General features: G+C 72.1%; 22 protein-coding genes. 6 read left to right on the top strand and 16 right to left on the bottom strand.

What is annotated here, in order from left to right:
- Positions 1-43: 43 nt before the first annotated feature.
- The 10 genes from leuA to hrcA form a co-directional block, all read right to left on the bottom strand.
- Positions 44-1,780, bottom strand: a complete 1,737-nt coding sequence (leuA, locus tag EEW87_RS02235) for a 2-isopropylmalate synthase (RefSeq protein ID WP_123090838.1) — start codon at positions 1,778-1,780, stop codon at positions 44-46.
- 234 nt (positions 1,781-2,014) lie between these two features.
- Positions 2,015-3,049 (bottom strand): aspartate-semialdehyde dehydrogenase, encoded by a 1,035-nt coding sequence (locus EEW87_RS02230; RefSeq protein ID WP_123090839.1) that lies wholly within the window; start codon positions 3,047-3,049, stop codon positions 2,015-2,017.
- A 43-nt stretch (positions 3,050-3,092) separates the two neighbouring features.
- Positions 3,093-5,039, bottom strand: a complete 1,947-nt coding sequence (locus EEW87_RS02225) for a BCCT family transporter (RefSeq protein WP_372456523.1) — start codon at positions 5,037-5,039, stop codon at positions 3,093-3,095.
- Positions 5,040-5,227: 188 nt separating this feature from the next.
- Positions 5,228-6,169, bottom strand: coding sequence for a GTPase Era (gene era / locus EEW87_RS02220; protein WP_123090841.1), 942 nt, complete (start codon positions 6,167-6,169; stop codon positions 5,228-5,230).
- Positions 6,166-7,455, bottom strand: a complete 1,290-nt coding sequence (locus EEW87_RS02215; RefSeq protein ID WP_123090842.1) for a hemolysin family protein — start codon at positions 7,453-7,455, stop codon at positions 6,166-6,168. Before EEW87_RS02215 ends, era begins: the two co-directional genes overlap by 4 nt.
- Complete coding sequence (gene ybeY / locus EEW87_RS02210; protein ID WP_068274024.1) at positions 7,452-7,934, bottom strand: rRNA maturation RNase YbeY; 483 nt, start codon at positions 7,932-7,934, stop codon at positions 7,452-7,454. The genes EEW87_RS02215 and ybeY overlap by 4 nt, the downstream gene beginning before the upstream one ends.
- Positions 7,931-9,001 carry a PhoH family protein gene (locus tag EEW87_RS02205; RefSeq protein WP_123090843.1) on the bottom strand — a complete coding sequence of 357 codons (1,071 nt, stop codon included), beginning with the start codon at positions 8,999-9,001 and terminating at the stop codon, positions 7,931-7,933. The genes ybeY and EEW87_RS02205 overlap by 4 nt, the downstream gene beginning before the upstream one ends.
- Positions 9,002-9,055: 54 nt before the next feature.
- The gene (locus tag EEW87_RS02200) at positions 9,056-9,799 is read right to left on the bottom strand and encodes a 16S rRNA (uracil(1498)-N(3))-methyltransferase (protein ID WP_123090844.1); all 744 of its coding nucleotides are present in this window, start codon (positions 9,797-9,799) and stop codon (positions 9,056-9,058) included.
- A gap of 4 nt (positions 9,800-9,803) precedes the next feature.
- A complete protein-coding gene (gene dnaJ, locus EEW87_RS02195) occupies positions 9,804-10,925 on the bottom strand; it encodes a molecular chaperone DnaJ (protein ID WP_123090845.1) in 1,122 nt (373 codons plus the stop codon).
- Positions 10,926-10,978: 53 nt separating this feature from the next.
- Complete coding sequence (hrcA, locus tag EEW87_RS02190; RefSeq protein ID WP_123090846.1) at positions 10,979-12,010, bottom strand: heat-inducible transcriptional repressor HrcA; 1,032 nt, start codon at positions 12,008-12,010, stop codon at positions 10,979-10,981.
- A gap of 167 nt (positions 12,011-12,177) precedes the next feature.
- Here hrcA and EEW87_RS02185 point away from each other — a divergent pair, with 167 nt between their 5' ends.
- Positions 12,178-13,056 carry a DUF3097 domain-containing protein gene (locus EEW87_RS02185; RefSeq protein WP_123090847.1) on the top strand — a complete coding sequence of 293 codons (879 nt, stop codon included), beginning with the start codon at positions 12,178-12,180 and terminating at the stop codon, positions 13,054-13,056.
- 101 nt (positions 13,057-13,157) lie between these two features.
- On the opposite strand, the gene fabG is transcribed toward EEW87_RS02185, so the two are convergent.
- The 3 genes from fabG to hemW all read right to left on the bottom strand — a co-directional run bounded on the left by fabG (position 13,158) and on the right by hemW (position 15,935).
- A complete protein-coding gene (fabG, locus tag EEW87_RS02180) occupies positions 13,158-13,913 on the bottom strand; it encodes a 3-oxoacyl-ACP reductase FabG (protein ID WP_123090848.1) in 756 nt (251 codons plus the stop codon).
- Positions 13,914-14,004: 91 nt separating this feature from the next.
- Positions 14,005-14,682, bottom strand: a complete 678-nt coding sequence (locus EEW87_RS02175) for a trimeric intracellular cation channel family protein (RefSeq protein ID WP_240341633.1) — start codon at positions 14,680-14,682, stop codon at positions 14,005-14,007.
- Complete coding sequence (gene hemW, locus EEW87_RS02170) at positions 14,679-15,935, bottom strand: radical SAM family heme chaperone HemW (RefSeq protein WP_123090849.1); 1,257 nt, start codon at positions 15,933-15,935, stop codon at positions 14,679-14,681. Before hemW ends, EEW87_RS02175 begins: the two co-directional genes overlap by 4 nt.
- Positions 15,936-16,020: 85 nt before the next feature.
- On the opposite strand from hemW, the gene EEW87_RS02165 reads away from it, so the two are divergent.
- Together EEW87_RS02165 and EEW87_RS02160 are read left to right on the top strand one after the other, a co-directional pair.
- The gene (locus EEW87_RS02165; RefSeq protein ID WP_123091508.1) at positions 16,021-16,467 is read left to right on the top strand and encodes an SRPBCC family protein; all 447 of its coding nucleotides are present in this window, start codon (positions 16,021-16,023) and stop codon (positions 16,465-16,467) included.
- A 68-nt stretch (positions 16,468-16,535) separates the two neighbouring features.
- Entirely contained in the window at positions 16,536-17,294 is a 759-nt protein-coding gene (locus tag EEW87_RS02160) for a tyrosine-protein phosphatase (protein ID WP_123090850.1), read from the top strand.
- A 21-nt stretch (positions 17,295-17,315) separates the two neighbouring features.
- On the opposite strand, the gene EEW87_RS02155 is transcribed toward EEW87_RS02160, so the two are convergent.
- On the bottom strand, positions 17,316-17,792 hold the full coding sequence (locus tag EEW87_RS02155; protein WP_123090851.1) for a hotdog fold domain-containing protein: 477 nt from the start codon (positions 17,790-17,792) through the stop codon (positions 17,316-17,318).
- 28 nt (positions 17,793-17,820) lie between these two features.
- The gene (gene lepA / locus EEW87_RS02150) at positions 17,821-19,668 is read right to left on the bottom strand and encodes a translation elongation factor 4 (protein WP_068274000.1); all 1,848 of its coding nucleotides are present in this window, start codon (positions 19,666-19,668) and stop codon (positions 17,821-17,823) included.
- A gap of 105 nt (positions 19,669-19,773) precedes the next feature.
- Between lepA and EEW87_RS02145 the strand changes: the two genes are divergently transcribed.
- The 3 genes from EEW87_RS02145 to EEW87_RS02135 are packed head-to-tail and all read left to right on the top strand — an operon-like array spanning position 19,774 to position 22,334.
- Entirely contained in the window at positions 19,774-20,568 is a 795-nt protein-coding gene (locus EEW87_RS02145) for a CPBP family intramembrane glutamic endopeptidase (RefSeq protein WP_236571980.1), read from the top strand.
- A gap of 49 nt (positions 20,569-20,617) precedes the next feature.
- Entirely contained in the window at positions 20,618-21,775 is a 1,158-nt protein-coding gene (locus tag EEW87_RS02140) for a M48 family metallopeptidase (protein ID WP_192826130.1), read from the top strand.
- A gap of 10 nt (positions 21,776-21,785) precedes the next feature.
- Positions 21,786-22,334 (top strand): type II toxin-antitoxin system PemK/MazF family toxin, encoded by a 549-nt coding sequence (locus EEW87_RS02135; protein WP_123090853.1) that lies wholly within the window; start codon positions 21,786-21,788, stop codon positions 22,332-22,334.
- A gap of 85 nt (positions 22,335-22,419) precedes the next feature.
- On the opposite strand, the gene rpsT is transcribed toward EEW87_RS02135, so the two are convergent.
- Positions 22,420-22,686 carry a 30S ribosomal protein S20 gene (gene rpsT, locus EEW87_RS02130; RefSeq protein ID WP_068273994.1) on the bottom strand — a complete coding sequence of 89 codons (267 nt, stop codon included), beginning with the start codon at positions 22,684-22,686 and terminating at the stop codon, positions 22,420-22,422.
- Between the last annotated feature and the right edge of the window lie 101 nt (positions 22,687-22,787).

Below are 22,787 nucleotides of genomic sequence, written 5' to 3'. Positions count from 1 at the left end.
GACCGGGTGCCCGGTCACGCCCCCTTCGTCGTCCGCCGACGGGTCAGACGGTGTCGCGCTCCGCGCGGTTGACCGCCGAGAGGATCGCGCGCAGCGAGGCCTTGACGATCGACTCGTGCAGGCCGACGCCCCACAGGACGCGGTCGCCGACGGCGCACTCGACGTACGCGGCGGCGCGGGCGTCGCCACCGGCCGACAGCGCGTGCTCGTGGTAGTCGAGGACCCGCACGTCGATCCCGATGGTGCCGAGCGCGTCGGTGAAGGCGTCGATCGGGCCGTTGCCGCGGCCGTGGACGGTGATCTCGCTGCCGCCGTCGGTGAGCACGGCCTCGATCTGGTCCAGGCCGTCCTCGCTGCCCGAGATCGTCGAGCGCACGGGCGCCAGACGGCCCCAGCGGATCTCGGACTCCTCGGAGTGGAGGTACTCGTCGGAGAAGATGCGCCACAGCTCGGCGCCGCTCACCTCGCCGCCCTCGGTGTCGGTCTTGCGCTGGATGACCTGGCTGAACTCGACCTGCAGACGACGCGGCAGCTCCATGCCCCGGTCCGACTTCAGCAGGTAGGCCATGCCGCCCTTGCCGGACTGGCTGTTGACGCGCACGACGGCCTCGTAGCTGCGGCCGATGTCGTGCGGGTCGATCGGCAGGTAGGGCACGCCCCAGTCGATGCCGTCGGTGTCGGTGCCCGCGGCCTTGGCGCGGCGCTCCATGTCGTCGAAGCCCTTCTTGATGGCGTCCTGGTGGGACCCGGAGAAGGCCGTGTAGACGAGGTCGCCGCCCCACGGGTGGCGCGGGTGCACCGGCAGCTGGTTGCAGTGCTCGACGGTGCGCCGGATCTCGTCCATCTGCGAGAGGTCGACCTGCGGGTCGATGCCCTGGCTGAAGAGGTTCATCCCGAGGGTGACGAGGTCGACGTTGCCCGTGCGCTCGCCGTTGCCGAAGAGGCAGCCCTCGATGCGGTCCGCGCCGGCGAGGTAGCCGAGCTCGGCGGCGGCCACCCCTTCGCCCCGGTCGTTGTGGGGATGCAGGCTGACGACGACCGACTCGCGCCGGTCGAGGTGGCGGATCATCCACTCGATGGAGTCGGCGTAGACGTTCGGCGTGGCCATCTCGACCGTCGCCGGCAGGTTGATGATCATCTTGTGGTCCGGCGTCGGGTCGATGACGTCGATGACCTCGTTGCAGACGCGGACGGCGAACTCGAGCTCGGTGCCGGTGTAGGACTCCGGGCTGTACTCGTAGTAGACGTCGGTGTCGGGGATCGTCTCCTCGAGCTTCTTGCACAGCCGCGCGCCCTGGAGGGCGATGTCGACGATGCCGTCCTCGTCGGTGCCGAAGACGACGCGGCGCTGCAGGACCGAGGTCGAGTTGTAGAAGTGGACGATCGCCTGGCGGCTGCCCGTGATCGCGTCGAAGGTGCGCTCGACGAGCTCGTCACGGCACTGGGTGAGCACCTGGATCGTCACGTCGTCGGGGATGTGCCCGCCCTCGATGAGCATCCGGCAGAAGTCGTAGTCGGTCTGGCTCGCGCTGGGGAAGCCGACCTCGATCTCCTTGTAGCCCATCTTCACGAGCAGCCGGAACATCGTCAGCTTGCGCTCGGAGTCCATCGGGTCGATGAGCGCCTGGTTGCCGTCGCGCAGGTCGACCGCGCACCAGCGCGGTGCCTTGGTCATCACGGCATCGGGCCACGTGCGGTCCGGCAGCTCGACGCGGATCTGGTCCTGGAAGGGCAGGTACTTGTGTGTCGGCATCCCGGAGGGGGCCTGGGAGTGGATCATCGTCTCTTCTCGTCTCGTCTCGGGTGGGTCGGCCGGACGCACCGAACTCCGCGACGAGGGGGGCCGTCTAGACCTCGCCGCGGCAGAGAAGGAGGAGTCGCGCCTGCATGACGACCACCCTAGACCCGCCTGCGCGACGCCACCCAGGGGGTCCCGTACTGCGGACAAACATGGCGAAGGGGGCCCGCCGACATCTCGTCGGCAGGCCCCCTTCGTCGTGGGTGCGGCTCAGGCTCAGCGACGCGCGAGGAGCTCCTCGGCGACCTGGACGGCGTTGAGCGCCGCGCCCTTGCGCAGGTTGTCACCGACGACGAAGAGCACGAGGCCCTTGCCCTCGGGGGCGGCCTGGTCGGCGCGGACGCGGCCGACGAAGACCTCGTCGCGGCCGGTCGCCTCGAGCGGGTTCGGGTGGTCGGTGACGACGACGCCGGGCGCGGCCTCGAGCAGCTCGAGCGCACGCTCGACGTCGATGTCGCGCTCGAACTCGGCGTGGATCGCCAGGGAGTGGCCGGTGAAGACGGGGACGCGCACGCACGTGCCGGAGACCCGCAGGTCGGGCGCGTGGAGGATCTTGCGGGACTCGTTGCGCAGCTTCTGCTCCTCGTCGGTCTCCAGCGAGCCGTCGTCGACGACCGAGCCGGCGACCGGCACGACGTTGAAGGCGACGGGCACGACGTACTTCTGCGGGGAGGGCAGCGTCAGCGCGCCGCCGTCGACGGCGAGGTCCTTCGGGTCGCCGCTGGCGTACCCGGCGCGCAGCTGGCTGTCGAGCTCGTCGAGCCCGGCACCGCCGGAGCCGGAGACGGCCTGGTAGCTCGCGACGTGGAGGCGGACGAGGCCGGCCTCCTCGTGGAGCGGGGCGAGGACCGGCATCGCGGCCATCGTCGTGCAGTTGGGGTTGGCGACGATCCCCTTGGGGATCGAGTCGAGGTCACCGGCGTTGACCTCCGAGACGACGAGCGGGACCTCGGGGTCCTTGCGCCAGGCGCTGGAGTTGTCGATGACGGTCGCGCCGGCCGCGGCGACCTTCGGCGCCCACTCCTTGCTCGTCGACCCGCCGTTGGAGAAGAGGGCGATGTCGAGGCCCGAGAAGTCCGCCGTCGCGGTGTCCTCCACGGTGACCTCGTCGTCCCGCCAGGGCAGGGTCGTCCCCGCCGAGCGGGCCGAGGCGAAGTACCGCATCTCCTCGACGGGGAAGTCGCGCTCCTGCAGGAGGGCACGCATGACGGAGCCGACCTGCCCCGTGGCACCAAATACACCGATTCGCATGGCACCCAGGATAGGTCGGCTCCGTCGTCGAGCTCGTGAGGGACTACCTCGTGGACATCTCCGAGCTGTCGTCGTGCCCGACGCGCTCGTCGACCGGGCGGTCGACGGGCTGGTCGGCGTGGCTCTGCGGCTCCGGCTCGGACGAGTCCGTGGTGTCCGGCGTCGGCACCGAGTGACCGATGCCCTCGCCCGGCTCGGACTGCTGGATGCGCAGGTTGAAGTCGTCACCGTGGTGGGTGACGCCCTCGACGACAGCGGCCTCGACGGCTGCGACGGCGTACTTGCGCCGCACCACCATCGGGTCGTTGCGCAGGTCCTTCATGAGCGACACGGCCATGCCGATCATGATGACGACGAAGGGCAGGGCCGCGACGATGGTGATCGTCTGCAGCCCGGCCAGGCTGTCCTCACCGCCGAGGATGAGCATGATCGCCGCGACGGCACCGGTCGCCACGCCCCAGAAGATCACCGTCTTCTTCGACGGCTCGAGCGTGCCGTTCTCGCTGAGCGTGCCCATGACGATCGAGGCGGCGTCCGCGCCGGAGATGAAGAAGATCGCGACGAGGACCATGACGAGGATCGAGGTGATCGTCGCCAGCGGCATCGTGTCGAGGAGGTTGAAGAGCGTCGCCTCGAGCGACTCGGCGCTCGACAGGCCCGCGCCGTCCTGCTCGGCCTTGATCGCGGCGCCGCCGAAGATGGCGAACCACACGAGCGAGACCGCGCTCGGGACGAGGAGCACGCCGGTGACGAACTCACGGATGGTGCGACCGCGCGAGATGCGCGCGATGAACATGCCGACGAAGGGGGTCCAGCTGACCCACCAGGCCCAGTAGAAGATCGTCCAGCCGCCGAGCCAGGCCTGGATGCCCTCTTCGCCCTGGGCGTCCGAGCGGGCCGAGTACTCCATGAAGTGCTGGAAGTACGTGCCCAGCGTCGTCGGGAGCAGGTTGAGGATGAAGATCGTCGGTCCGACGACGAAGACGAAGAGCGCGAGGACGAGCGCGAGCACCATGTTGGTGTTCGACAGCCACTGGATGCCCTTCTCGATGCCGGAGACGGCGGAGATGACGAAGCAGATGGTGAGGACGACGATGATGCCGACGAGCAGGTTGTTGCCCGTCTCGCCGGTCCAGCCGACGATCTGCGCGCCCGTGGCGATCTGCAGCGCACCCAGGCCCAGCGAGGTCGCCGAGCCGAAGAGGGTCGCGAAGATCGCGAAGCTGTCGATGATCTTGCCGGCAGGGCCGTGGACGCGGCGCTTGCCGAGGATCGGCTCGAAGACCGCGCTGATCGTCAGGCCGCGGCCCTTGCGGAAGACGCCGTAGGCGATGGCCAGACCCGCGACGGCGTAGATGGCCCACGGGTGCAGCGACCAGTGGAAGAAGGTCGTCGCCATGGCGTTGCGGCCGGCGGCCGGGTTGCCCGCCTCACCGGTGCCGGGCGGCGGGGTGACGAAGTGGGTCAGCGGCTCCGAGGCGCCGTAGAACATCAGGCCGATGCCCATGCCGGCGGAGAACATCATCGCGATCCACGACACGGTCCGGAACTCCGGGCCCTCGTCGTCGCGGCCGAGCGGGATGCGGCCGTACTTGCTGGCGGCGAGCCAGATGACGAAGAAGACGAAGCCGGTGGCGGTGATGCTGAAGAGCCAGCCGGCGTTCGCGAGGACCCACGCCAGACCGGCGTCGGAGGCGCTCGCCAGCGAGGCGGTGCTCACGGCGCCCCACACGACGAAGGCGATGGTGGCCACGGCGGTGACGCCGAAGACGACGGTGTCGAGGCGACCGGGCTGCTCGTGCTCGGGGGCGTCGATGACCGGCTCGAGAGCGGGGTGGTTCGGCTCGACCGGCAGGTCGAGCAGACCGGCGTCCCCGGTCAGGCGGGCCGCTCCTGCGGGGCCGGAGGTGCCGACGCGGCTGCGTGGCGTGCCCTGCTGGACGACATCTCCCCGGCGGGTGGTCTCGTTCTTGTCTGGTGTCTCTTTCACGTCAGTCCGAGGCGGCCGAGGCCGCCCCTCCCTTCGGTTGCGTAACGGTGGCGACGGCCGAGATCGCGCTCGACCGACCATCCACCATCACCCCTAGGGGTGTCGACGGACAAGTTACGAGGGGGGTCCGTGCAGATCGAGACCCACGTGTGACCTCTCCCCGGGCACTCCCGCAGGGGGCGAGGGGGTCAGAAACCGAGCCGTTGGAGCTGCTTGGGGTCGCGCTGCCAGTCCTTGGCGACCTTGACGTGCAGGTCCAGGTAGACGCGGTGGCCGAGGACCCGCTCGATGCCCTCGCGCGCGGTCGTGCCGACCTCGCGCAGGCGCGACCCGCCACGACCGATGATGATCGCCTTCTGGCTCGGCCGCTCGACGAAGACGTTGACCCGCACATCGGTCATCGGGTCGTCCTCCGGGCGGTCCGCGCGCGGCACCATCTCCTCGACGACGACGGCCAGCGAGTGCGGCAGCTCGTCGCGCACGCCCTCGAGAGCGGCCTCGCGGACGAGCTCGGCGATCATCGTCTCGGCCGGCTCGTCGGTGAGGACGTCCTCGGGGTAGAGCGGCGCGGGGGCGGGCGGCAGCCGATCTGAGAGCAGCGCGAGCACCTCCTCGACCTGGTCGCCGGCGACGGCGGAGCACGGCACGATCGCGGCCCAGTCGCCGAGCTGGTCGACGGCAATGAGGTGCTCGGCCAGGCGCTGCCGGTCGACGCGGTCGCTCTTCGTCGCGATGGCGACGACGGGCACGCGCTTCGCGCGCTGCAGCTCGACGAGCTCGGCGGCGATGTAGCTGTCGCCGGGGCCGATCCGCTGGTCGGCCGGCAGGCAGAAGCCGATGACGTCGACCTCGAGGAGGGTCTCGCGGACGAGGTCGTTGAGCCGCTCCCCCAGCAGGGTGCGCGGCTTGTGCAGGCCCGGGGTGTCGACGAGGATCAGCTGGCTCCCGGGCCGGGAGACGATGCCACGGATCGTGTGCCGGGTCGTCTGCGGCTTGCTCGAGGTGATCGCGACCTTGTCGCCGACGAGGGCGTTGGTCAGCGTCGACTTGCCGGCGTTGGGGCGCCCGACGAGGCAGGCGAAGCCCGCCCGGTAGGTCGTCTCGTCCGTGCTCGTGCCGTCCTGGCTCATGACGCCTCCTCCTGCTCCTGGTCCTCGCTCGGCTCGGCGAGCCGCTCGACGACGACGCTCGCGACGCGGTGGCGTCGCCCGGACATCTTCTCAGCCGTGAGGGCCAGGCCCGCCACCTCGGCGCGGGACCCGACGATCGGCACCCGACCGACGATCTTGCCGATGAGCCCGCCGACGGTGTCGACCTCGTCCTCCTCGATGCTCACATCGAAGAGCTCGGCGAGGTCGTCGACGTGCATCGTCGCGGGCACGCGGACGAGCCCGCCCTCCATCGGCTCGACGCCGGGGGTCTCGCGGTCGTACTCGTCGTCGATCTCCCCGACGATCTCCTCGAGGATGTCCTCGATCGTCACCAGCCCGGCGGTGCCGCCGTACTCGTCGACGACGACCGCGGCGTGGGTGTGGTCGCGCTGCATCTCGCGCAGCAGGTCGTCGACCGGCTTGCTCTCGGGGACGAAGGGGGCGGGCCGCATGATCGCGGTGACCGGCAGGGTCGCGCTCTCCGGGTCGGCCGTCACCCGTCGGATGACGTCCTTGAGGTAGAGCAGGCCGACGATGTCGTCGGTGCTCTCGCCGACGACGGGCACCCGCGAGAAGCCGGAGCGGATGAAGAGGTTGACCGCCTTGCGGGCCGTCTTGTCGGCCTCGATGGTGATCATGTCGGTGCGCGGCACCATGACCTCACGGGCGAGCGTGTCGCCGAGGTCGAAGACGGAGTGGAGCATCCGGCGCTCGGTCGCCTCGATGAGCGAGGACTCCCCGGCGAGGTCGACGAGGTCGCGCAGCTCGGCCTCGGAGCGGAAGGGGCCGTCGCGGTAGCCCTTGCCCGGCGTCACTGCGTTGCCGAGCGCGATGAGCAGCCGGGCCACGGGGCCGAGGACCCGGCGCAGGCCGACGACGACCGGGGCGACGGCCAGCGCGACAGCCGTCGAGTGCTGCCGCCCGAGGGTGCGCGGCGAGACCCCGACGATGACGAAGGAGACGAGCACCATGATCGCGATGGCGATGAGCAGCGGGCGCAGCAGCCCGTCGAGCGCTTCGACGGCCGCCACGGCGACGAGCACGCCGGCCGTGGACTCGGCCATCGCGCGCACGAAGTTGAGCACGGCGACGTAGCCCGTCGAGTCGGCGAGGATGAGGCGAAGGGGGGCCGCCCCCCGTCGGCCCTGCTCCTCGGCCTCCTCGGCGGCGACCCGGGAGGTCGTCGAGATCGCGGACTCCGCGAGGACGAGGACGAAGGCGAGCACGGTCGCGGCGAGGGCCGCGAGGACGAGCGGGAGGTTCACGAGCGGCCGGCAGGCGGGTTCGCGCTGCGTCCGCGGCCGGCGAGGAAGGTGAGCAGGAGGCGGCGCTGGAGGTCGAACATCTCGCGCTCCTCGTCGACCTCGGCGTGGTCGTGACCGAGGAGGTGGAGGATGCCGTGCGTCGTCAGCAGGAGCAGCTCGTCGGCAGGGGCGTGACCGGCCGCGGCGGCCTGCCGCTCGGCGACGCTCGGGCACAGGACGATGTCGCCGAGGATGCCCTGGGCGGGCGCGCCGGGACGGCCCGGGCGCAGCTCGTCCATGGGGAAGGACATGACGTCGGTCGGGCCGGGCAGGTCCATCCACTGCTCGTGCAGCTGGGCCATCGTCGGCTCGTCGACGACGCGGACGTAGAGGTCCGCGCCCGGGTGCACGTGCATCTCCTGCAGGACGTAGCCGCACAGCTCGCGGATCTCGTCGAGGTCGACCTCGTGGTCGGTCTCGTTGCCGAGCTCGACGCTCACCGACGCTCCCCCTTCGCCCGTCGGCCGCCCGTGCGGGCGTCGTAGCGCCCGTACGCGTCGACGATCTGCCCGACGAGGCGGTGGCGCACGACGTCCTCGCTCGTCAGCTCGGAGAAGTGGATGTCCTCGATGCCCTCGAGGACGCGCTGGACGACCTTGAGGCCGGAGTCCATCCCGCCGGGCAGGTCGACCTGGGTCGTGTCGCCGGTGACGACCATCTTGCTGCCGAAGCCGAGACGGGTGAGGAACATCTTCATCTGCTCGGGCGAGGTGTTCTGCGCCTCGTCGAGGATGATGAAGGCGTCGTTGAGGGTGCGGCCGCGCATGTACGCGAGCGGCGCGACCTCGATCGTGCCGGCGGCCATGAGCCGTGGGATCGACTCGGCGTCGATCATGTCGTGCAGCGCGTCGTAGAGCGGGCGCAGGTACGGGTCGATCTTGTCGTTGAGCGAGCCGGGCAGGAAGCCCAGTCGCTCGCCGGCCTCGACGGCCGGGCGGGTGAGGATGATCCGGGTGACCTGCTTGGCCTGGAGCGCGGCGACGGCCTTGGCCATCGCGAGGTAGGTCTTGCCGGTGCCGGCCGGGCCGATCCCGAAGATCACCGTGTGGTCGTCGATCGCGTCGACGTACTCCTTCTGGCCCAGCGTCTTGGGGCGGATCGTGCGCCCCCGGTTGCTCACGATGTTCTGCGTGAGGACGTCGGCGGGGCGCTGACGGCTCGCACCGCGCAGCATCGAGATCGAGCGCTCGACGGCGTCGCGGTTGAGCGGCTGCCCTGCGCGGACGATCTCGACGAGCTCGCCGAGGAGGGCGTCGACGACGTCGACGTCCTTCTTCGGGCCGGAGATCCGGAACTCGTTGCCCCGCACGAGGATCTCGGTGCGGGGGAACTGCCGCTCCATCGTGCGCAGCAGCTCGTCGCGCGGCCCCAGCAGGGCCACGGGGGTGACCGAGTCGGGCAGGACGATCACCTCGTCGACGGTGCGCTCCCCGAGCGTGTCGGGGGCGGGCGCGGCGTCGGGCAGGGAGTCGAGGGCGGAGAGGTCGGGACGAGAGTCGTCAGTCATCAGGCCTGCAGTCTACGGGGGCGGGCAGTGCGGGTGGGCTCGAGCGGGACCGGGTCAGCGCCACCGCGCGCGGGCGCTGAGCACCGCGATCGCGGCCGGTCCGGCGGTCGAGGCGCGCAGCACGCCCGGCCCGAGCCGCACGGGGGTGGCGCCGGCGGCGACGAGCTGGTCGACCTCGACCGGGCTCATGCCGCCCTCGGGCCCGACGAGGAGCAGCACGTCGCCGTCGGCCGGCAGCTCGACGGCGGCGAGCGGGGTCGTCGCGTCCTCGTGGAGGACCAGCGCCACGACGCCCTGCTCAACGCGCGCGAGGAGCTGCCTGGTCGAGACCGGTTGGGCCACCTCGGGGGTGCGCGCGCGGCGGGACTGCTTGGCCGCGGCCGTGACGACGTTGACCCACTTCTGGTGCGACTTGGCGACCTTCGGGCCGCGCCAGCGCACGATCGCGCGCTCGGACTCCCACGGCACGACCTCGTCGACGCCGAGCTCGGTGGCGGCCTCGACCGCGTCCTCGTCGCGGCCCCCCTTCGCCAGGGCCTGGACGAGGACGAGGCGAGGGCTCGGCTGCGGCTCGTCACGGCGGGCCTCCACGCGCACGACGAGCTCGGCGGCGTCGGCCGCCTCGACCGTGCCGAGGACCGCCTGGCCGGCGCCGTCGGCGACGATGACCTGCTCGCCCGGGGCGATCCGGCGCACCGAGACCGCGTGCCTGGCCTCGGCGCCGCCGACGCTGACGTGCGCGCCGGGGGCCAGGTCCTGCAGGCTCCCCCGCTCGACGTGGAAGAGCGGCGCGGTCATCGGCTCAGCGGCCCTTGAAGGCGTGGCGCAGCTTGCCCATGAATCCGGAGTCGACGTCGGCGAGCTGGCCGCTGGGCTCGGTCTCCTCGCGGGCGACGGCGAGGTCGCGCAGCAGCTGCTCCTGCTCGGCGTCCAGACGGGTGGGGGTGCGCACGTCGGCGTGGATGACGAGGTCGCCGCGGCCGCCGCCCCGCAGGTGGGTGACGCCGAGCCCCTCGAGGACGATCGTGTCGCCGGGCTGCGTGCCCCGGGCGATCTCGACCTGGCGCTCGCCGTCGAAGGTCGCGAAGTTGAGCGTCGTGCCGAGCGCGGCGGCCGTCATCGGCAGCTGGACGGAGGCGTGCAGGTCGTCGCCCTGACGCGTGAAGGTCGGGTGCGGGGTGACGCGCAGCTCGACGAAGAGGTCGCCGGCGGGACCTCCGCCGATGCCGACCTCGCCCTCGCCGGAGAGGTGGATGCGCGTGCCGGTGTCGACGCCCGCGGGGATGCGGATGCTCATCGTGCGGCGGGTGCGCACGCGGCCCTGGCCGGAGCACTCGTGGCAGGGGTGCGGGATGACCTCGCCGAAGCCCTGGCAGGCCGCGCACGGGCGCGACGTCATGACCTGGCCGAGGAAGCTGCGCTGGACCATCTGGACCTCGCCGCGACCGCCGCACACCTCGCAGACCTTGCGGCTCGTGCCGGGCTGGGCGCCGTCGCCGGAGCACGTGCTGCAGCGCTCGGCGGTGTCGATCGTCAGGTCCTGGGTACCGCCGAAGACCGCGGTCTCGAGGTCGACGGACAGGGCGACGAGACCGTCCTGGCCGCGGGTCTGCCGCGGACGCGGACCGCGACCACCACCGGCCGCCTGGCCGAAGAACTGCTCCATGATGTCGCTGAAGGAGAAGCCCGCGCCGAAGCCCTCGTGCGCGCCGCCGTAGGGGTCGGAGCCCATGTCGTACTGGCGGCGCTTGTCCTCGTCGCCGAGGACGTCGTAGGCCTGGCTGACGCGCTTGAACTGATCCTCGGCCTCCTCGCCGGGGTTGACGTCCGGGTGCAGCTTGCGGGCGAGCTTGCGGTAGGAGCGCTTGATCTCCTCCGGCGTGGCGGAGCGGTCGACGCCCAGGTCGGCGTAGTAGTCGTTCACAGCGGTGGGGGTCCTGTCGATCAGGGGTCGGGGGACGAAGGGGGTGCCCGGCGTCAGCCGGTCGTGATGATCCGGGAGAGATAGGTGGCGACGGCCCGAACCTGGCTGATCGTCGCCGGGTAGTTCATCCGGGTCGGGCCGAGCACGCCGACATGACCGACGAGCTCGTCGCCGGCGCCGTAGCCGGTCGAGACGACCGAGGTCGTCTGCAGGCCCGAGACGGGGTTCTCGCTGCCGATGCGCACGGCGACCTCACCGGTCTGCTCGGCCTGGGTGCCGAGCAGGCGGAGCAGCACGACGTGCTGCTCGAGGGCGTCGAGCACGGGCTCGAGGGTGAGCGGGAAGTCCGAGGGGGTCCGCGCGAGGTTGGCCGTGCCGGCGAGGGTGACGCGGCTCGCGCTCTCCTCGCGGGCGGCCTCCTCGATGGCGGCGAGCACCCCGTCGGTGAGGCTGGAGCGGGTGCGCTCGTCGTCGTCGAGGGTGCGCAGGGCGGTGACCGCCTCGCCGAGCCGGCGCTCGGTGACGACGGCGTTGATCTGGGTGCGGGCGGTCGCGAGCTCGTCGGCGCCCGCGGGCGTCGTGTAGTCGGTCTCGGTCGTGATGACCCGCTGCTCGACCCGGCCGCTGCCGGTGATGACGACGACCATGAGACGGCTCGAGGACATCGGTACGAGCTCGACGTGGCGCACCGTGCTGCGGGTGAGCGAGGGGTACTGGACGACGGCGACCTGCCGGGTGAGGGTCGCGAGGAGGCGCACGGTGCGGTCGAGCACCTCGTCGAGGGCGTCGGCCCCCTCGAGGAACTGCGCGATCGCGGATCGCTCGGCCCGCGACATCGGCTTGAGCGTCGAGAGCTGGTCGACGAAGGTCCGGTAGCCCGCGTCCGTCGGGATGCGGCCCGCGCTCGTGTGCGGGGCCACGATGAGCCCCTCGTCCTCGAGCGCGGCCATGTCGTTGCGCACGGTCGCGGCGCTCACGCCGAGCTGGTGGCGCTCGAGCAGCGCGCGCGAGCCGACGGGCTCGCTCGTGTGGACGTAGTCCTCGACGATCGCGGAGAGGACGGCCATGCGTCGCTCGGTGCTCACGGGCTCTCCCTTCGCTCATCCGGTCGGTACGGCCCGCCGAGGCGGGCTCCCCCGCCCTGGCACTCTCGGGCACTGAGTGCCAAGTCTACGGGCGCGGACGGTATTCCCCAATCGCGCACGCGTGTTGCGGCGAGCACGGGCGCCGCGGCCGACTAGCCTCGCCCGACGTGAGCGACCGCTACGGATCCGACGTCCTGTCCGGCGACTGGCGCAGCGCGGGCAAGCCCCGCAGCCGCGAGGTCGAGGCGACCCCCGACCTCGTCGTCGAGGACGTCGAGACCGGCTGGGTGGGCGCGGTCGTGCGGGTCGAGAAGGCCGGCGGCATGCACGTCGTGCACCTCGAGGACCGACGCGGGGCGGTCAAGGCCTTCCCCCTCGGGCCGGGCTTCCACCTCGACGGCGCCCCGGTCGTCCTCACCGCGCCGAAGGGGGCCGGGCGGGCCGCCCTGGCCCAGCAGCAGCAGGCCTCGGCCCGGACCGCCTCGGGCTCAGTGGCCGTCGCCGACCGCACCGCGCGCGTCGCCCGCGGGTCGCGGATCTTCGTCGAGGGGCGTCACGACGCCGAGCTCGTCGAGAAGGTGTGGGGCCACGACCTGCGCGTCGAGGGCGTCGTCGTCGAGATGCTCGACGGCGTCGACGACCTCGCCGGGGCGATCCGGGACTTCGCGCCCGGACCAGGGCGCCGGATGGGCGTGCTCGTCGACCACCTCGTGCCCGGCTCCAAGGAGTCGCGGATCGTCGCGAAGGCGTCGGGGATCTCCCCCTTCGCCCCCCACGTCCTCGTCCTCGGTCACCCCTTCGTCGACGTCTGGCAGTCCGTGCGACCGCAGCGTCTCGGGATGGAGGCCTGGCCGACCATCCCCCGCTCCGTGGAGTGGAAGCGCGGGATCTGCGCCCACCTCGGCTGGGCCCACGACGACCAGGCCGACATCGCCCGCGCGTGGAAGCAGATCCTCGGCACCGTGCGCAGCTACGCCGACCTCGAGCCCTCGCTGCTGGGGCGAGTCGAGGAGCTCATCGACTTCGTCACCGCCCCTGACGCCTGAGCCGGTTTATCGGGTGACCCGATAAACCCCGGGTTCGCATGAGTAAGAAACTCATGCGAAGCCGGGGTTTCTCGGGTCACCCGAGAATCTTGTGACTCGGGTCAGTCCCGTGGGCCCCCGGCGACGTAGATGACCTGGCCCGAGACGAAGCCGGCCTCGTCGGAGCACAGGAAGGACGCCGTCGCGGCGATGTCCTCGGGCTGGCCGACGCGCTGGACGGGGATCTCCTTGGCCGAGTACGCGATGAAGTCCTCGAAGGGGACGCCGACGCGCTCGGCGGTGGCCGCCGTCATCTCGGTCTGGATGAAGCCCGGGGCGATGGCGTTGGCGGTGACGCCGAACTTGCCGAGCTCGATGGCGAGGGTCTTGGTGAAGCCCTGCATGCCGGCCTTGGCGGCCGCGTAGTTGGCCTGACCGCGGTTGCCCAGCGCCGAGGTCGACGAGAGGTTGACGACGCGGCCGTGCTTCTCCTGCGTCATGTACGCCTGGCACGCCTTGGTCATGAGGAAGGCACCGCGCAGGTGCACGCCCATGACGGCGTCCCAGTCGTCGAGGGTCATCTTGAAGAGCAGGTTGTCGCGGATGATGCCCGCGTTGTTGACGAGCACGGTCGGCGCGCCGAGCTCGGCGGCGATGCGCTCGACGGCGGCGGCCACCTGGGCCTCGTCGGAGACGTCGGCGCCGACGGCGATCGCCCGGCCGCCGGCCGCGGTGATCTCCTCGACGGTGCCGGCGCAGGCGCTCTCGTCGAGGTCGACGACGGCGACCTGGTGCCCGTCGGCCGCGAGACGGACGGCGACGGCCCGTCCGATGCCGCGGGCGGCTCCGGTGACGACGGCGGTGCGCTGGGTGCTCATGGGCGTGGTGTCCTCCTGGTCGTGGGTGAGTGCACCACGCCACGGGGGCGACGGTGCGCCCTATGCATAACAGACACCGCGGGCGAAGGGGTCAGCCGCGCCGCCGGAAGCGGTTGATCGCCTTGCCCCGGATCTGGGGCACGAGGATCGCGGGCTCGGTCGGCAGGACCCATCCCAGACGGCGGGCCAGCAGGCACACCCCGGCACCGACGAGCACCCCGCCGGGGGCGGAGTAGGGCCCGACCACCTCGCGCAGGAAGAGGTAGACCAGGGCGCCGGCGAGCGCAGCCGTCGCGTAGAGCTCCGAGCGGCGGAAGATGCTCGGCACCTGGCCGAGCATGACGTCGCGCACTGCCCCACCGCCGACCGCGGTGAGCACGCCGAGCAGGACCGCGGGCAGCGGGCTGATGCCGGTGAGCAGCGCCTTCTGCGTGCCGGCGACCGCCCATGCCCCGAGCGCCAGCGCGTCGACGTAGGGGAAGACCTGACGCCATCGCCGCCCCTCGAAGCGGACGAGGAAGGCCAGCCCCGACGCGACGAGCGCGCACCCCAGATAGGCCCCGTCGGTGAGCGCGATCGGGGTCTGGTTGAGCAGCACGTCGCGGATCGCCCCGCCGCCCAGCGCCGAGATCATCGAGATGATCGCGAAGCCGACGGGGTCGAGGTTGAACTGGCGAGCCACCGCCGCACCGAGCAGGGCGTTGGTGACCACGCCGAGAAGGTCGATGCTGCGCAGCACCTGGGCGATGAGCTCCTGCTGCTCGCTCACGCCGCTCCCCCGAGCAGCGTGTGCACGACGGTGTCGGCGAGCAGCCGGCCCCGGCGGGTGAGCACGACGCGACCGCCGACCGCGGCCCGGCCGTCGACGAGGCCGCTCGCGACGAGACCCGCGACGGCACGTCGGGCGCCGGGCTCGAGCGCGCTCGTCGCGACCCCGTCGACGAGCCGCACCCCGAGGAGGAGCTCCTCGTCGGCGCGCTGCGCGTCGGTGAGCACCTCGCGGGCCGCCGCGGGCGAGGAGCCGTCGTCGAGGCGCCCGGCCCACGCGGCGGGGTGCTTGACGTTCCACCACCGCGTGCCGGCGACGTGGCTGTGGGCACCGGGCCCGACGCCCCACCAGTCGTCGCCGCGCCAGTAGGCGAGGTTGTGCCGGCAGCGGTCCTGCGGCGTGCGCGCCCAGTTGCTGATCTCGTACCAGTCGTAGCCCGCGCCGGCGAGCAGCTCGTCGGCGAGCTCGTACTTGTCGGCCTCGTCGTCACCGGTCGGCAGGGGCAGCTCGCCGCGGCGCACGCGCGCGGCGAGCCTCGTGCCGTCCTCGACGGTGAGGGCGTAGGCCGAGACGTGGTCGGGCTCGAGGGCGAGCGCGGCCTCGAGCGAGGCGCGCCAGTCCTCGAGGGTCTCCCCCGGGGTGCCGTAGATGAGGTCGAGGCTCACCGCGAGACCCGCGTCGCGCGCGCCCGCGACGGCCCGGGCGACGCCCTCGGGGTCGTGCGTGCGGTCGAGGGTCTTCAGCACGCCGGGACGGACCGACTGCATGCCGACCGAGACCCGGGTGACCCCGCCGCGGGCGAGCTCGGCGAGGGACGAAGGGGTGACCGAGTCCGGGTTCGCCTCGGTCGTCACCTCGGCGTCAGCAGCGAGCCCGAAGCGCTCGCGGATGCCGTCGAGCACGACGACGAGATCCGCCGACGGCAGCAGGGTCGGGGTCCCCCCGCCCAGGAAGACCGTGCTCACCGGACCCGGCGCAGCACCTGCCGAGCCGAGCACGTCGCGGGCGAGGTCGAGCTCGCGCAGCGCGCCCTGCGCGAAGGTGGCCCGGCTCGACCCGGGCGGGCCGTCCTGGCCGCCGAGCTCGGAGGCGGTGTAGGTGTTGAAGTCGCAGTACCCGCAGCGCACCGCGCAGAAGGGCACGTGGACGTACATCGCGAGCGCGCGCCGCCCGACCGCCTCGGCACTGGCGTCGGGCAGCCGGCCGTCGCGGGGCGCGGGGTCGCCGTCGGGGAGCTGTGGCACGGGGTCCATCGTCCCCCACCGCGGCCGGTGCTCGCGCCCCCGCTCGCCCCTGCGGGTGGTCCGCACCCCGGGCCGGGCGACCTACGGTCGGCAGATGAGGACGGTCAGCCGCTGGACACCCGCCCGGCCGGACGCCGTCTGGTCGGTGCTCGCCGACGGGTGGACCTACCCGGGCTGGGTCGTCGGCGCGTCACGCATGCGGGCGGTCACCCCCGGGTGGCCAGGAGCAGGTGCCCGGCTCCACCACTCCGTCGGCAGCTGGCCCTGGATGCTCGACGACGAGACGTCCGTGCGAGAGGTCGACCCCGGCCGCCGCCTCGTCCTGCGTGCTCGTGCCATGCCCATCGGCGCGGCACGCGTCGAGATCACCCTCCACCCGCAGGCCCAGGGCACCCGGGTCGAGATCCGCGAGGACGCCGAGAGCGGCCCCTCGCTCCTCCTCCCCGCACCAGCGCGCCAGCTCGGCATCGTGCTGCGCAACCGCGAGGCGCTGCGCCGTCTCGCCCTGCTCGCCGAGCGGGCGGGACGGGCCACGGGCTAGCCGCGGCCCGTCCCCGGGGCGGCCTGCCGGCCTGAGGGCGCGGCGCGCTCCCCCCGTAGGGTGGCGGCATGACGCAGCCCCGCTGGATCGAGCTCGACGGTGTCGTCAACATGCGAGACGTGGGCGGTCTGCCGACCCGGGACGGCGGGCGCCTGCGCGAGCGTCGCCTCATCCGCAGCGACAACCTCCAGGACCTCACCGAGAGCGACGTGGCGCACGTCGTCGACGTGCTCGGCGTCACCGACGTCGTCGACCTGCGCACCCACGACGAGCTGGACGAGACCGGCCCGGGGCCGCTGCGGCGCACGGCCGTCGCCCACCACCACCACACCTTCTTCCGCACCGTCGGCGGTGACCTGCGCGACCTCATGGTCCTGCGCGAGGAGGAGCAGCCGGTCAAGGACGCCTCCTACTGGAGCGCCCACTACCGCGGCTACCTCGAGCACCGGCCCGACTCGGTCGCCGGGGCTCTCGGCCGGGTCGCCGACGCGAAGGGGGCGGCGCTCGTGCACTGCGCGGCGGGCAAGGACCGCACGGGCACGGTCGTCGCGCTCGCCCTGTCCGTCGCGGGCGTGCCGGACGAGGAGATCGTCGCCGACTACGTGCTCACCGCCGAGCGCCTGCCCCGGATCATCGAGCGGCTCCAGGGCACCGGCTTCTACAGCCGCCTGCGCGACCGGCCGATGAGCGAGCAGGAGCCGGTGCCGGAGGCCATCACCGGTCTGCTCGACTCCGTCGCGGAGCACGGCGGGGCGCGGGCGTGGTTGCGCGACCAGGGGTGGAGCGCCGAGCAGATCCAGCGGCTGGCCGCCCGCCTGCGCGACTGAGCGCCCCGACGACCGGGAGGGTCACCCCTTCGCGGGCCTGTCCGAGACGTAGATCGGGATGACGCCCTGCACGACGACGACGCCGTCGGTGCGCACGGCCTTGACCCGCACGTCGATGTCGAAGGGGGCCTCGCGCTCCCAGTCCGAGGGCGAGGTCTCGGCGACGCACAGCAGGTCGGTCGTCGACTTCTGCAGGTACTCGACCTGCAGGCCGCGCGGGAGCCACCGCTGGTGGTCCGGGCAGGTCGCCTCGGCGACGAGACCCATCGCCGCCTCGAGCCCGTTGCACACGGCGATCGCGTGCAGGGTGCCGATGTGGTTGTGCACCCGGCGGCGGTTCTTGATCGTCAGCTCGGCCCGGTGCGGACGCACCTCGCGTACCTGCGGACGCACCGTCCAGAAGTACGGGGCGAACCGGGCGTACGCGAGCGAGAAGAGCCGTGTGCCTCCCGGGTAGCGGGTCAGGCGTCGGTAGAGGGCGTAGGTCTGCTGGGCCACGGGGGCACCCTACGTGCTCGCCCGGCGGCTACTTCTTCGCCTTGTCCTTCGTCGGCTCGTCGGAGGACAGCGCGGCGACGAAGGCCTCCGGCGGCACCTCGACGCTGCCGATGTTCTTCATCCGCTTCTTGCCCGCCTTCTGCTTCTCGAGCAGCTTGCGCTTGCGCGAGATGTCGCCGCCGTAGCACTTGGCGAGCACGTCCTTGCGGATCGCGCGGATCGTCTCGCGGGCGATGACCCGGGCGCCGATGGCGGCCTGGATCGGCACCTCGAACTGCTGGCGCGGGATGAGGTCCTTGAGCTTGCCGGCCATCATCGTGCCGTAGGAGTAGGCCTTGTCCTTGTGGACGACGGCGCTGAAGGCGTCGACGCCCTCGCCCTGGAGGAGGATGTCGACCTTGACGAGGTCGGCCGCCTGGTCGCCGGCCTCCTGGTAGTCCAGCGAGGCGTAGCCGCGGGTCTTGGACTTCAGCTGGTCGAAGAAGTCGAAGACGATCTCCGCGAGCGGCAGGGTGTAGCGCATCTCGACGCGGTCCTCGGAGAGGTAGTCCATGCCGCCGAGCTGGCCGCGCTTGCCCTGGCACAGCTCCATGATCGCGCCGATGAACTCGCTCGGGGCAAGGATCGTCGCCTTGACGACGGGCTCGCGGACCTCGGCGACCTTGCCGTAGGGGAACTCGCTGGGGTTGGTCACCTCGATCTCGGTGCCGTCGTCCATCGTCACCTGGTAGACGACGTTGGGCTGGGTCGAGATGAGGTCGAGGTCGAACTCGCGCTCGAGGCGCTCGCGGACGATCTCGAGGTGGAGCAGGCCGAGGAAGCCGACGCGGAAGCCGAAGCCGAGCGCCGCGGAGGTCTCCGGCTCGTAGACGAGCGCCGCGTCGTTGAGCTTGAGCTTGTCGAGCGCGTCGCGCAGGTCGGGGTAGTCCGAGCCGTCGATCGGGTACAGACCGGAGAAGACCATCGGCTTGGGGTCCTTGTAGCCGCCGATGGCGTCGGTGGCCGGCTTGGCCATGTTCGTCACCGTGTCGCCGACCTTGGACTGGCGCACGTCCTTGACCCCGGTGATGAGGTAGCCGACCTCGCCGACGCCCAGGCCGTTCGAGGGCTTGGGCTCGGGGCTGATGACGCCGATCTCCAGCAGCTCGTGCGTCGCCTTCGTGCTCATCATCGCGATGCGCTCGCGGGGGTTGAGGTTGCCGTCGACGACGCGGACGTAGGTGACGACCCCGCGGTAGGTGTCGTAGACGGAGTCGAAGATCATCGCTCGGGCCGGGGCATCGGGGTCGCCCACCGGCGCGGGCAGGTCGCCGACGACGCGGTCGAGGAGGGCCTCGACCCCTTCGCCCGTCTTGCCCGAGACCTTGAGCACGTCCTCGGGGTCGCAGCCGATGAGGCCGGCGAGCTCGGCGGCGTACTTCTCGGGCTGAGCGGCCGGCAGGTCGATCTTGTTGAGCACCGGGATGATCGTCAGCTCGTTCTCCATGGCCAGGTAGAGGTTGGCCAGGGTCTGCGCCTCGATGCCCTGCGCGGCGTCGACGAGCAGGACGGCGCCCTCGCACGCGGCGAGGCTGCGCGAGACCTCGTAGGTGAAGTCGACGTGCCCGGGGGTGTCGATCATGTTGAGGCAGTAGGTCTGGCCCTCGAGCTCCCAGGGCATGCGCACGGCCTGGCTCTTGATCGTGATGCCGCGCTCGCGCTCGATGTCCATGCGGTCGAGGTACTGCGCGCGCATCTGCCGCGCCTCGACGACGCCGGTGATCTGCAGCATGCGGTCGGCCAGGGTGGACTTGCCGTGGTCGATGTGGGCGATGATGCAGAAGTTGCGGATCTGCTGCGGCGGGGTCGCGTGCGGCTGCAGCGCCTTCGTGGCCATGGGTGACACGGGGGAGACTCAACCTCGTCGATGGGCGGCGATGGATCAGCGCTCATCATCGCACCTCCCAGCCGACCCACGAGAACGCGACCTAGGCTCGCGCCCGTGACCGCAGCCGCCGAGCCCGCCGTCGACGGGGTGCCCCCCTCCCCCTTCGGCCGTCGCACCCTCCTCGCCGAGACCGCGCTCGTCCTGCTCGTCTCGCTCGGCGCCAGCGCCATCTGGTCGCTCCTGCGCATCGTCTCGCTGCTCACCCAGGGCGGGCTGTCGGGGGTGACGACGACGATGAACTCCTCGGCCTACCCCGACCGGCCGTGGCTCGACCTCGTCCACCAGCTCGTCGGCGTCGGGCTCGGCGTGGTGCCCGCCCTGCTCGCGCTGCACCTGCTCACCCGGGAGGACCGGGACGCGCCGCACCGGATCGGCGCCGACCTGCGCCGCCCGGGCAGCGACCTGCTGCGCGGCGTCCTGCTCACCGCTGCCGTCGGCATCCCCGGGCTCGCCTGGTACCTCGGGTCGCGGGCGCTCGGCATCAACACGACGGTGGCCGCCGCGGACCTCGCGCCGGTGTGGTGGGCCGTGCCGGTACTCGTCCTCGCCGCGCTGCAGAACGCCGTGCTCGAGGAGGTCGTCATGGTCGGCTACCTCTTCACCCGGTGGACCCAGGCGGGGTGGGGCCGGTGGCGGGTGATCGTCGTCAGCGCGCTCGTCCGGGGCAGCTATCACCTCTACCAGGGCTTCGGCGGCTTCGTCGGCAACGTCGTCATGGGACTGCTCTTCGGCTGGCTCTACACCCGCACCCGACGGGTCGGCCCGCTCGTCGTCGCGCACACGCTGCTCGACGTCGTCGCCTTCGTGGGGTACACCCTGGCCCGCGACCACCTGGGGTGGCTGCGATGATCCTGCCCGGAGCGGCCTGACACCGGCCGCCGACGACAGGGGAATCCCGATGAGCTCGCAGTGGCCACCCGCGCCGGGGACTCCCCCGGCCGCCTACCCGCCCGCCGGACGACGGCCGCGCGGCCCCGCCGACCCCCGCGGTCCCCGGCACGGCCAGCGTCTCGCGGTGCGGCGCGGGGTGCGCCACCCGCTGGAGATCCTCTGCCTCGTCGTGGCGGTCGTCGCCTCGCTGATCTACCTGGGTTTCGCGATCTTCGAGATCGTGCAGGCGATCGGTGACCGGCGCGAGCCGAGCACCTACGCCGTGATCCTCGTGCTCGCCCCGGTACTCGTGTGGTTCGCCCGTGGCCTGCTCTTCGCGCAGATCCGCCTGCGCGGCGTGCAGATCACCCCGACGCAGTACCCCGAGGCCTACGAGATCCTCGTGGAGGCGTCGGCGACCTTCGGGCTCGAGGAGCCGCCGCGGGCCTACGTCGTCGGGGGCAACGGGCTCATCAACGCCTTCGCCTCCGGGCACGGCTTCCGCCGCTTCGTCGTCGTGTACTCCGACCTCTTCGAGGTGGGTGGGCGCGCGCGTCAGCCGGACTCGCTGCGCTTCATCATCGGCCACGAGCTCGGCCACATCGCCGCCGGGCACACGTCGTACTGGCGTCAGCTGGGCACCTTCGCCTCGGCCTACTTCCCGCTCGTGGGGCCGGTCCTGTCACGCAGCCAGGAGTACACGTCGGACAATTACGGGTACCACCTGTGCCCGCAGGGAGCGATGGGCGCGATGGCCACCCTCGGCGCCGGCAAGTACCTCAACGCTTCCGTCGACACGACGCAGTACTTCGGGCGGGTCGGTGACGAGCGCGGCTTCTTCGTGTGGTGGGCCAACGCCATCGCCTCGCACCCGGTGCTGCTGTGGCGCGGGCACGCGCTGCGCGACCGCACCCAGCGTGGGCGGCTGCTGTGGCGCCCGCGGCCGGACCGCTGGGGCCCGCCGCCGGTGAGCCCCTACGTGGGCACCCTCCCGCCGAACGCCGCCGTCGCGGGCGGGACGCACCCCTCGCAGCGCCTGGCGGCGATCGGTGCACCGCAGATCGGCATGCCCGAGGCCCGGCCGACCCCGCCCACGACGCCGCAGGGCGGCCCCACCCCGCAGCCCCCCGGGCAGGCCCCGTCGTGGGGGCCGCCGACGACACCACCGGCAGGCCCGGCTGCGTAACCTCGCAGACATGCTGCGCTCGCTCGTGCGCCGGCTGCTGCGCACGACGCCGCGGCCGAGCACCGCCTCGACGTCGACCGCGCCGTCGACCCCGCCGTCGGCTCCCCCGCCGACGGCCCCGCCTGGGCGGGCCTACCCCGGCGACTTCTCGGGCGAGGCGGGCTCCCCCTTCGCCACCCCGACCGGCTCGGTGGGCGCGGGCGAGGTCGTGTGGGCGTGGGTGCCCTTCGAGGAGGACCACCGGCGGGGCAAGGACCGGCCTGCGCTCGTCATCGGGGCCGACGGGCCGTGGCTGCTCGGGCTGCCCATGACGAGCCAGGACCACGACCTCGACGAGACCCAGGAGCGCCGCGCAGGGCGGCAGTGGATCGACGTCGGCTCCGGCGACTGGGACCGCCGCCGTCGGCGCAGCGAGGCCCGTCTCGACCGCGTCGTGCGGCTCGACCCCGCACAGGTCCGGCGTGCCGGTGGGTCCGTCGACCGCGCGGTCTACGACGCCGTCCTCGTCGCCCTCGAGGCCGTGCGTCGCGGCGAGCCCTACGACGACGACCCGGTCTGAGCGAGCCCAGGAGGGCACCCCGGGCACGCGAAGGGGGCCCGCACCGTCGAGACGGTACGGGCCCCCTTCGCGGGTCAGGCGCGGGTCACTTGGACAGCGCGTTGACCTTCTTCGCCAGGGCCGACTTCTTGTTGGCCGCCTGGTTGGCGTGGATGACGCCCTTGCTGACGGCCTTGTCGAGGCGCTTCGAGGCGGCCTGCAGGGCGGTGCCCGCAGCGGTCGCGTCGCCGGCGGCGACAGCCTCACGGACCTTGCGGATCGAGGTGCGCAGCTCCGACTTGTGCGCACGGTTGCGCTCGGTGCGGGCCGCGTTGGTCTTGATCCGCTTGATCTGGGACTTGATGTTTGCCACGTGTATGTCTTCCTAGAGGTCGATGATGTGCCGTTGAGGGCGGCAGGACGTCTCGGGACCGGCGTGGGGAGACCGTTGGGAGAGACGCCCTGGGTGGTGCT

It is taken from the genome of Janibacter melonis, assembly GCF_003721155.3.
Lineage (GTDB): Bacteria > Actinomycetota > Actinomycetes > Actinomycetales > Dermatophilaceae > Marihabitans > Marihabitans melonis.
This window is presented reverse-complemented; position numbering and strand designations above follow the sequence as displayed.

What these genes read in the sequence shown, in the direction of transcription:
- leuA (WP_123090838.1), bottom strand. Translation starts at nt 1,780, where the DNA reads ATGATCCACTCCCAGGCCCCCTCCGGGATGCCGACACACAAGTACCTG.
- EEW87_RS02230 (WP_123090839.1), bottom strand. Translation starts at nt 3,049, where the DNA reads ATGCGAATCGGTGTATTTGGTGCCACGGGGCAGGTCGGCTCCGTCATG.
- era (WP_123090841.1), bottom strand. Translation starts at nt 6,169, where the DNA reads ATGAGCCAGGACGGCACGAGCACGGACGAGACGACCTACCGGGCGGGC.
- EEW87_RS02205 (WP_123090843.1), bottom strand. Translation starts at nt 9,001, where the DNA reads ATGACTGACGACTCTCGTCCCGACCTCTCCGCCCTCGACTCCCTGCCC.
- EEW87_RS02200 (WP_123090844.1), bottom strand. Translation starts at nt 9,799, where the DNA reads ATGACCGCGCCGCTCTTCCACGTCGAGCGGGGGAGCCTGCAGGACCTG.
- fabG (WP_123090848.1), bottom strand. Translation starts at nt 13,913, where the DNA reads ATGAGCACCCAGCGCACCGCCGTCGTCACCGGAGCCGCCCGCGGCATC.
- hemW (WP_123090849.1), bottom strand. Translation starts at nt 15,935, where the DNA reads ATGGACCCCGTGCCACAGCTCCCCGACGGCGACCCCGCGCCCCGCGAC.
- EEW87_RS02165 (WP_123091508.1), top strand. Translation starts at nt 16,021, where the DNA reads ATGAGGACGGTCAGCCGCTGGACACCCGCCCGGCCGGACGCCGTCTGG.
- EEW87_RS02160 (WP_123090850.1), top strand. Translation starts at nt 16,536, where the DNA reads ATGACGCAGCCCCGCTGGATCGAGCTCGACGGTGTCGTCAACATGCGA.
- lepA (WP_068274000.1), bottom strand. Translation starts at nt 19,668, where the DNA reads ATGGCCACGAAGGCGCTGCAGCCGCACGCGACCCCGCCGCAGCAGATC.
- EEW87_RS02140 (WP_192826130.1), top strand. Translation starts at nt 20,618, where the DNA reads ATGAGCTCGCAGTGGCCACCCGCGCCGGGGACTCCCCCGGCCGCCTAC.
- EEW87_RS02135 (WP_123090853.1), top strand. Translation starts at nt 21,786, where the DNA reads ATGCTGCGCTCGCTCGTGCGCCGGCTGCTGCGCACGACGCCGCGGCCG.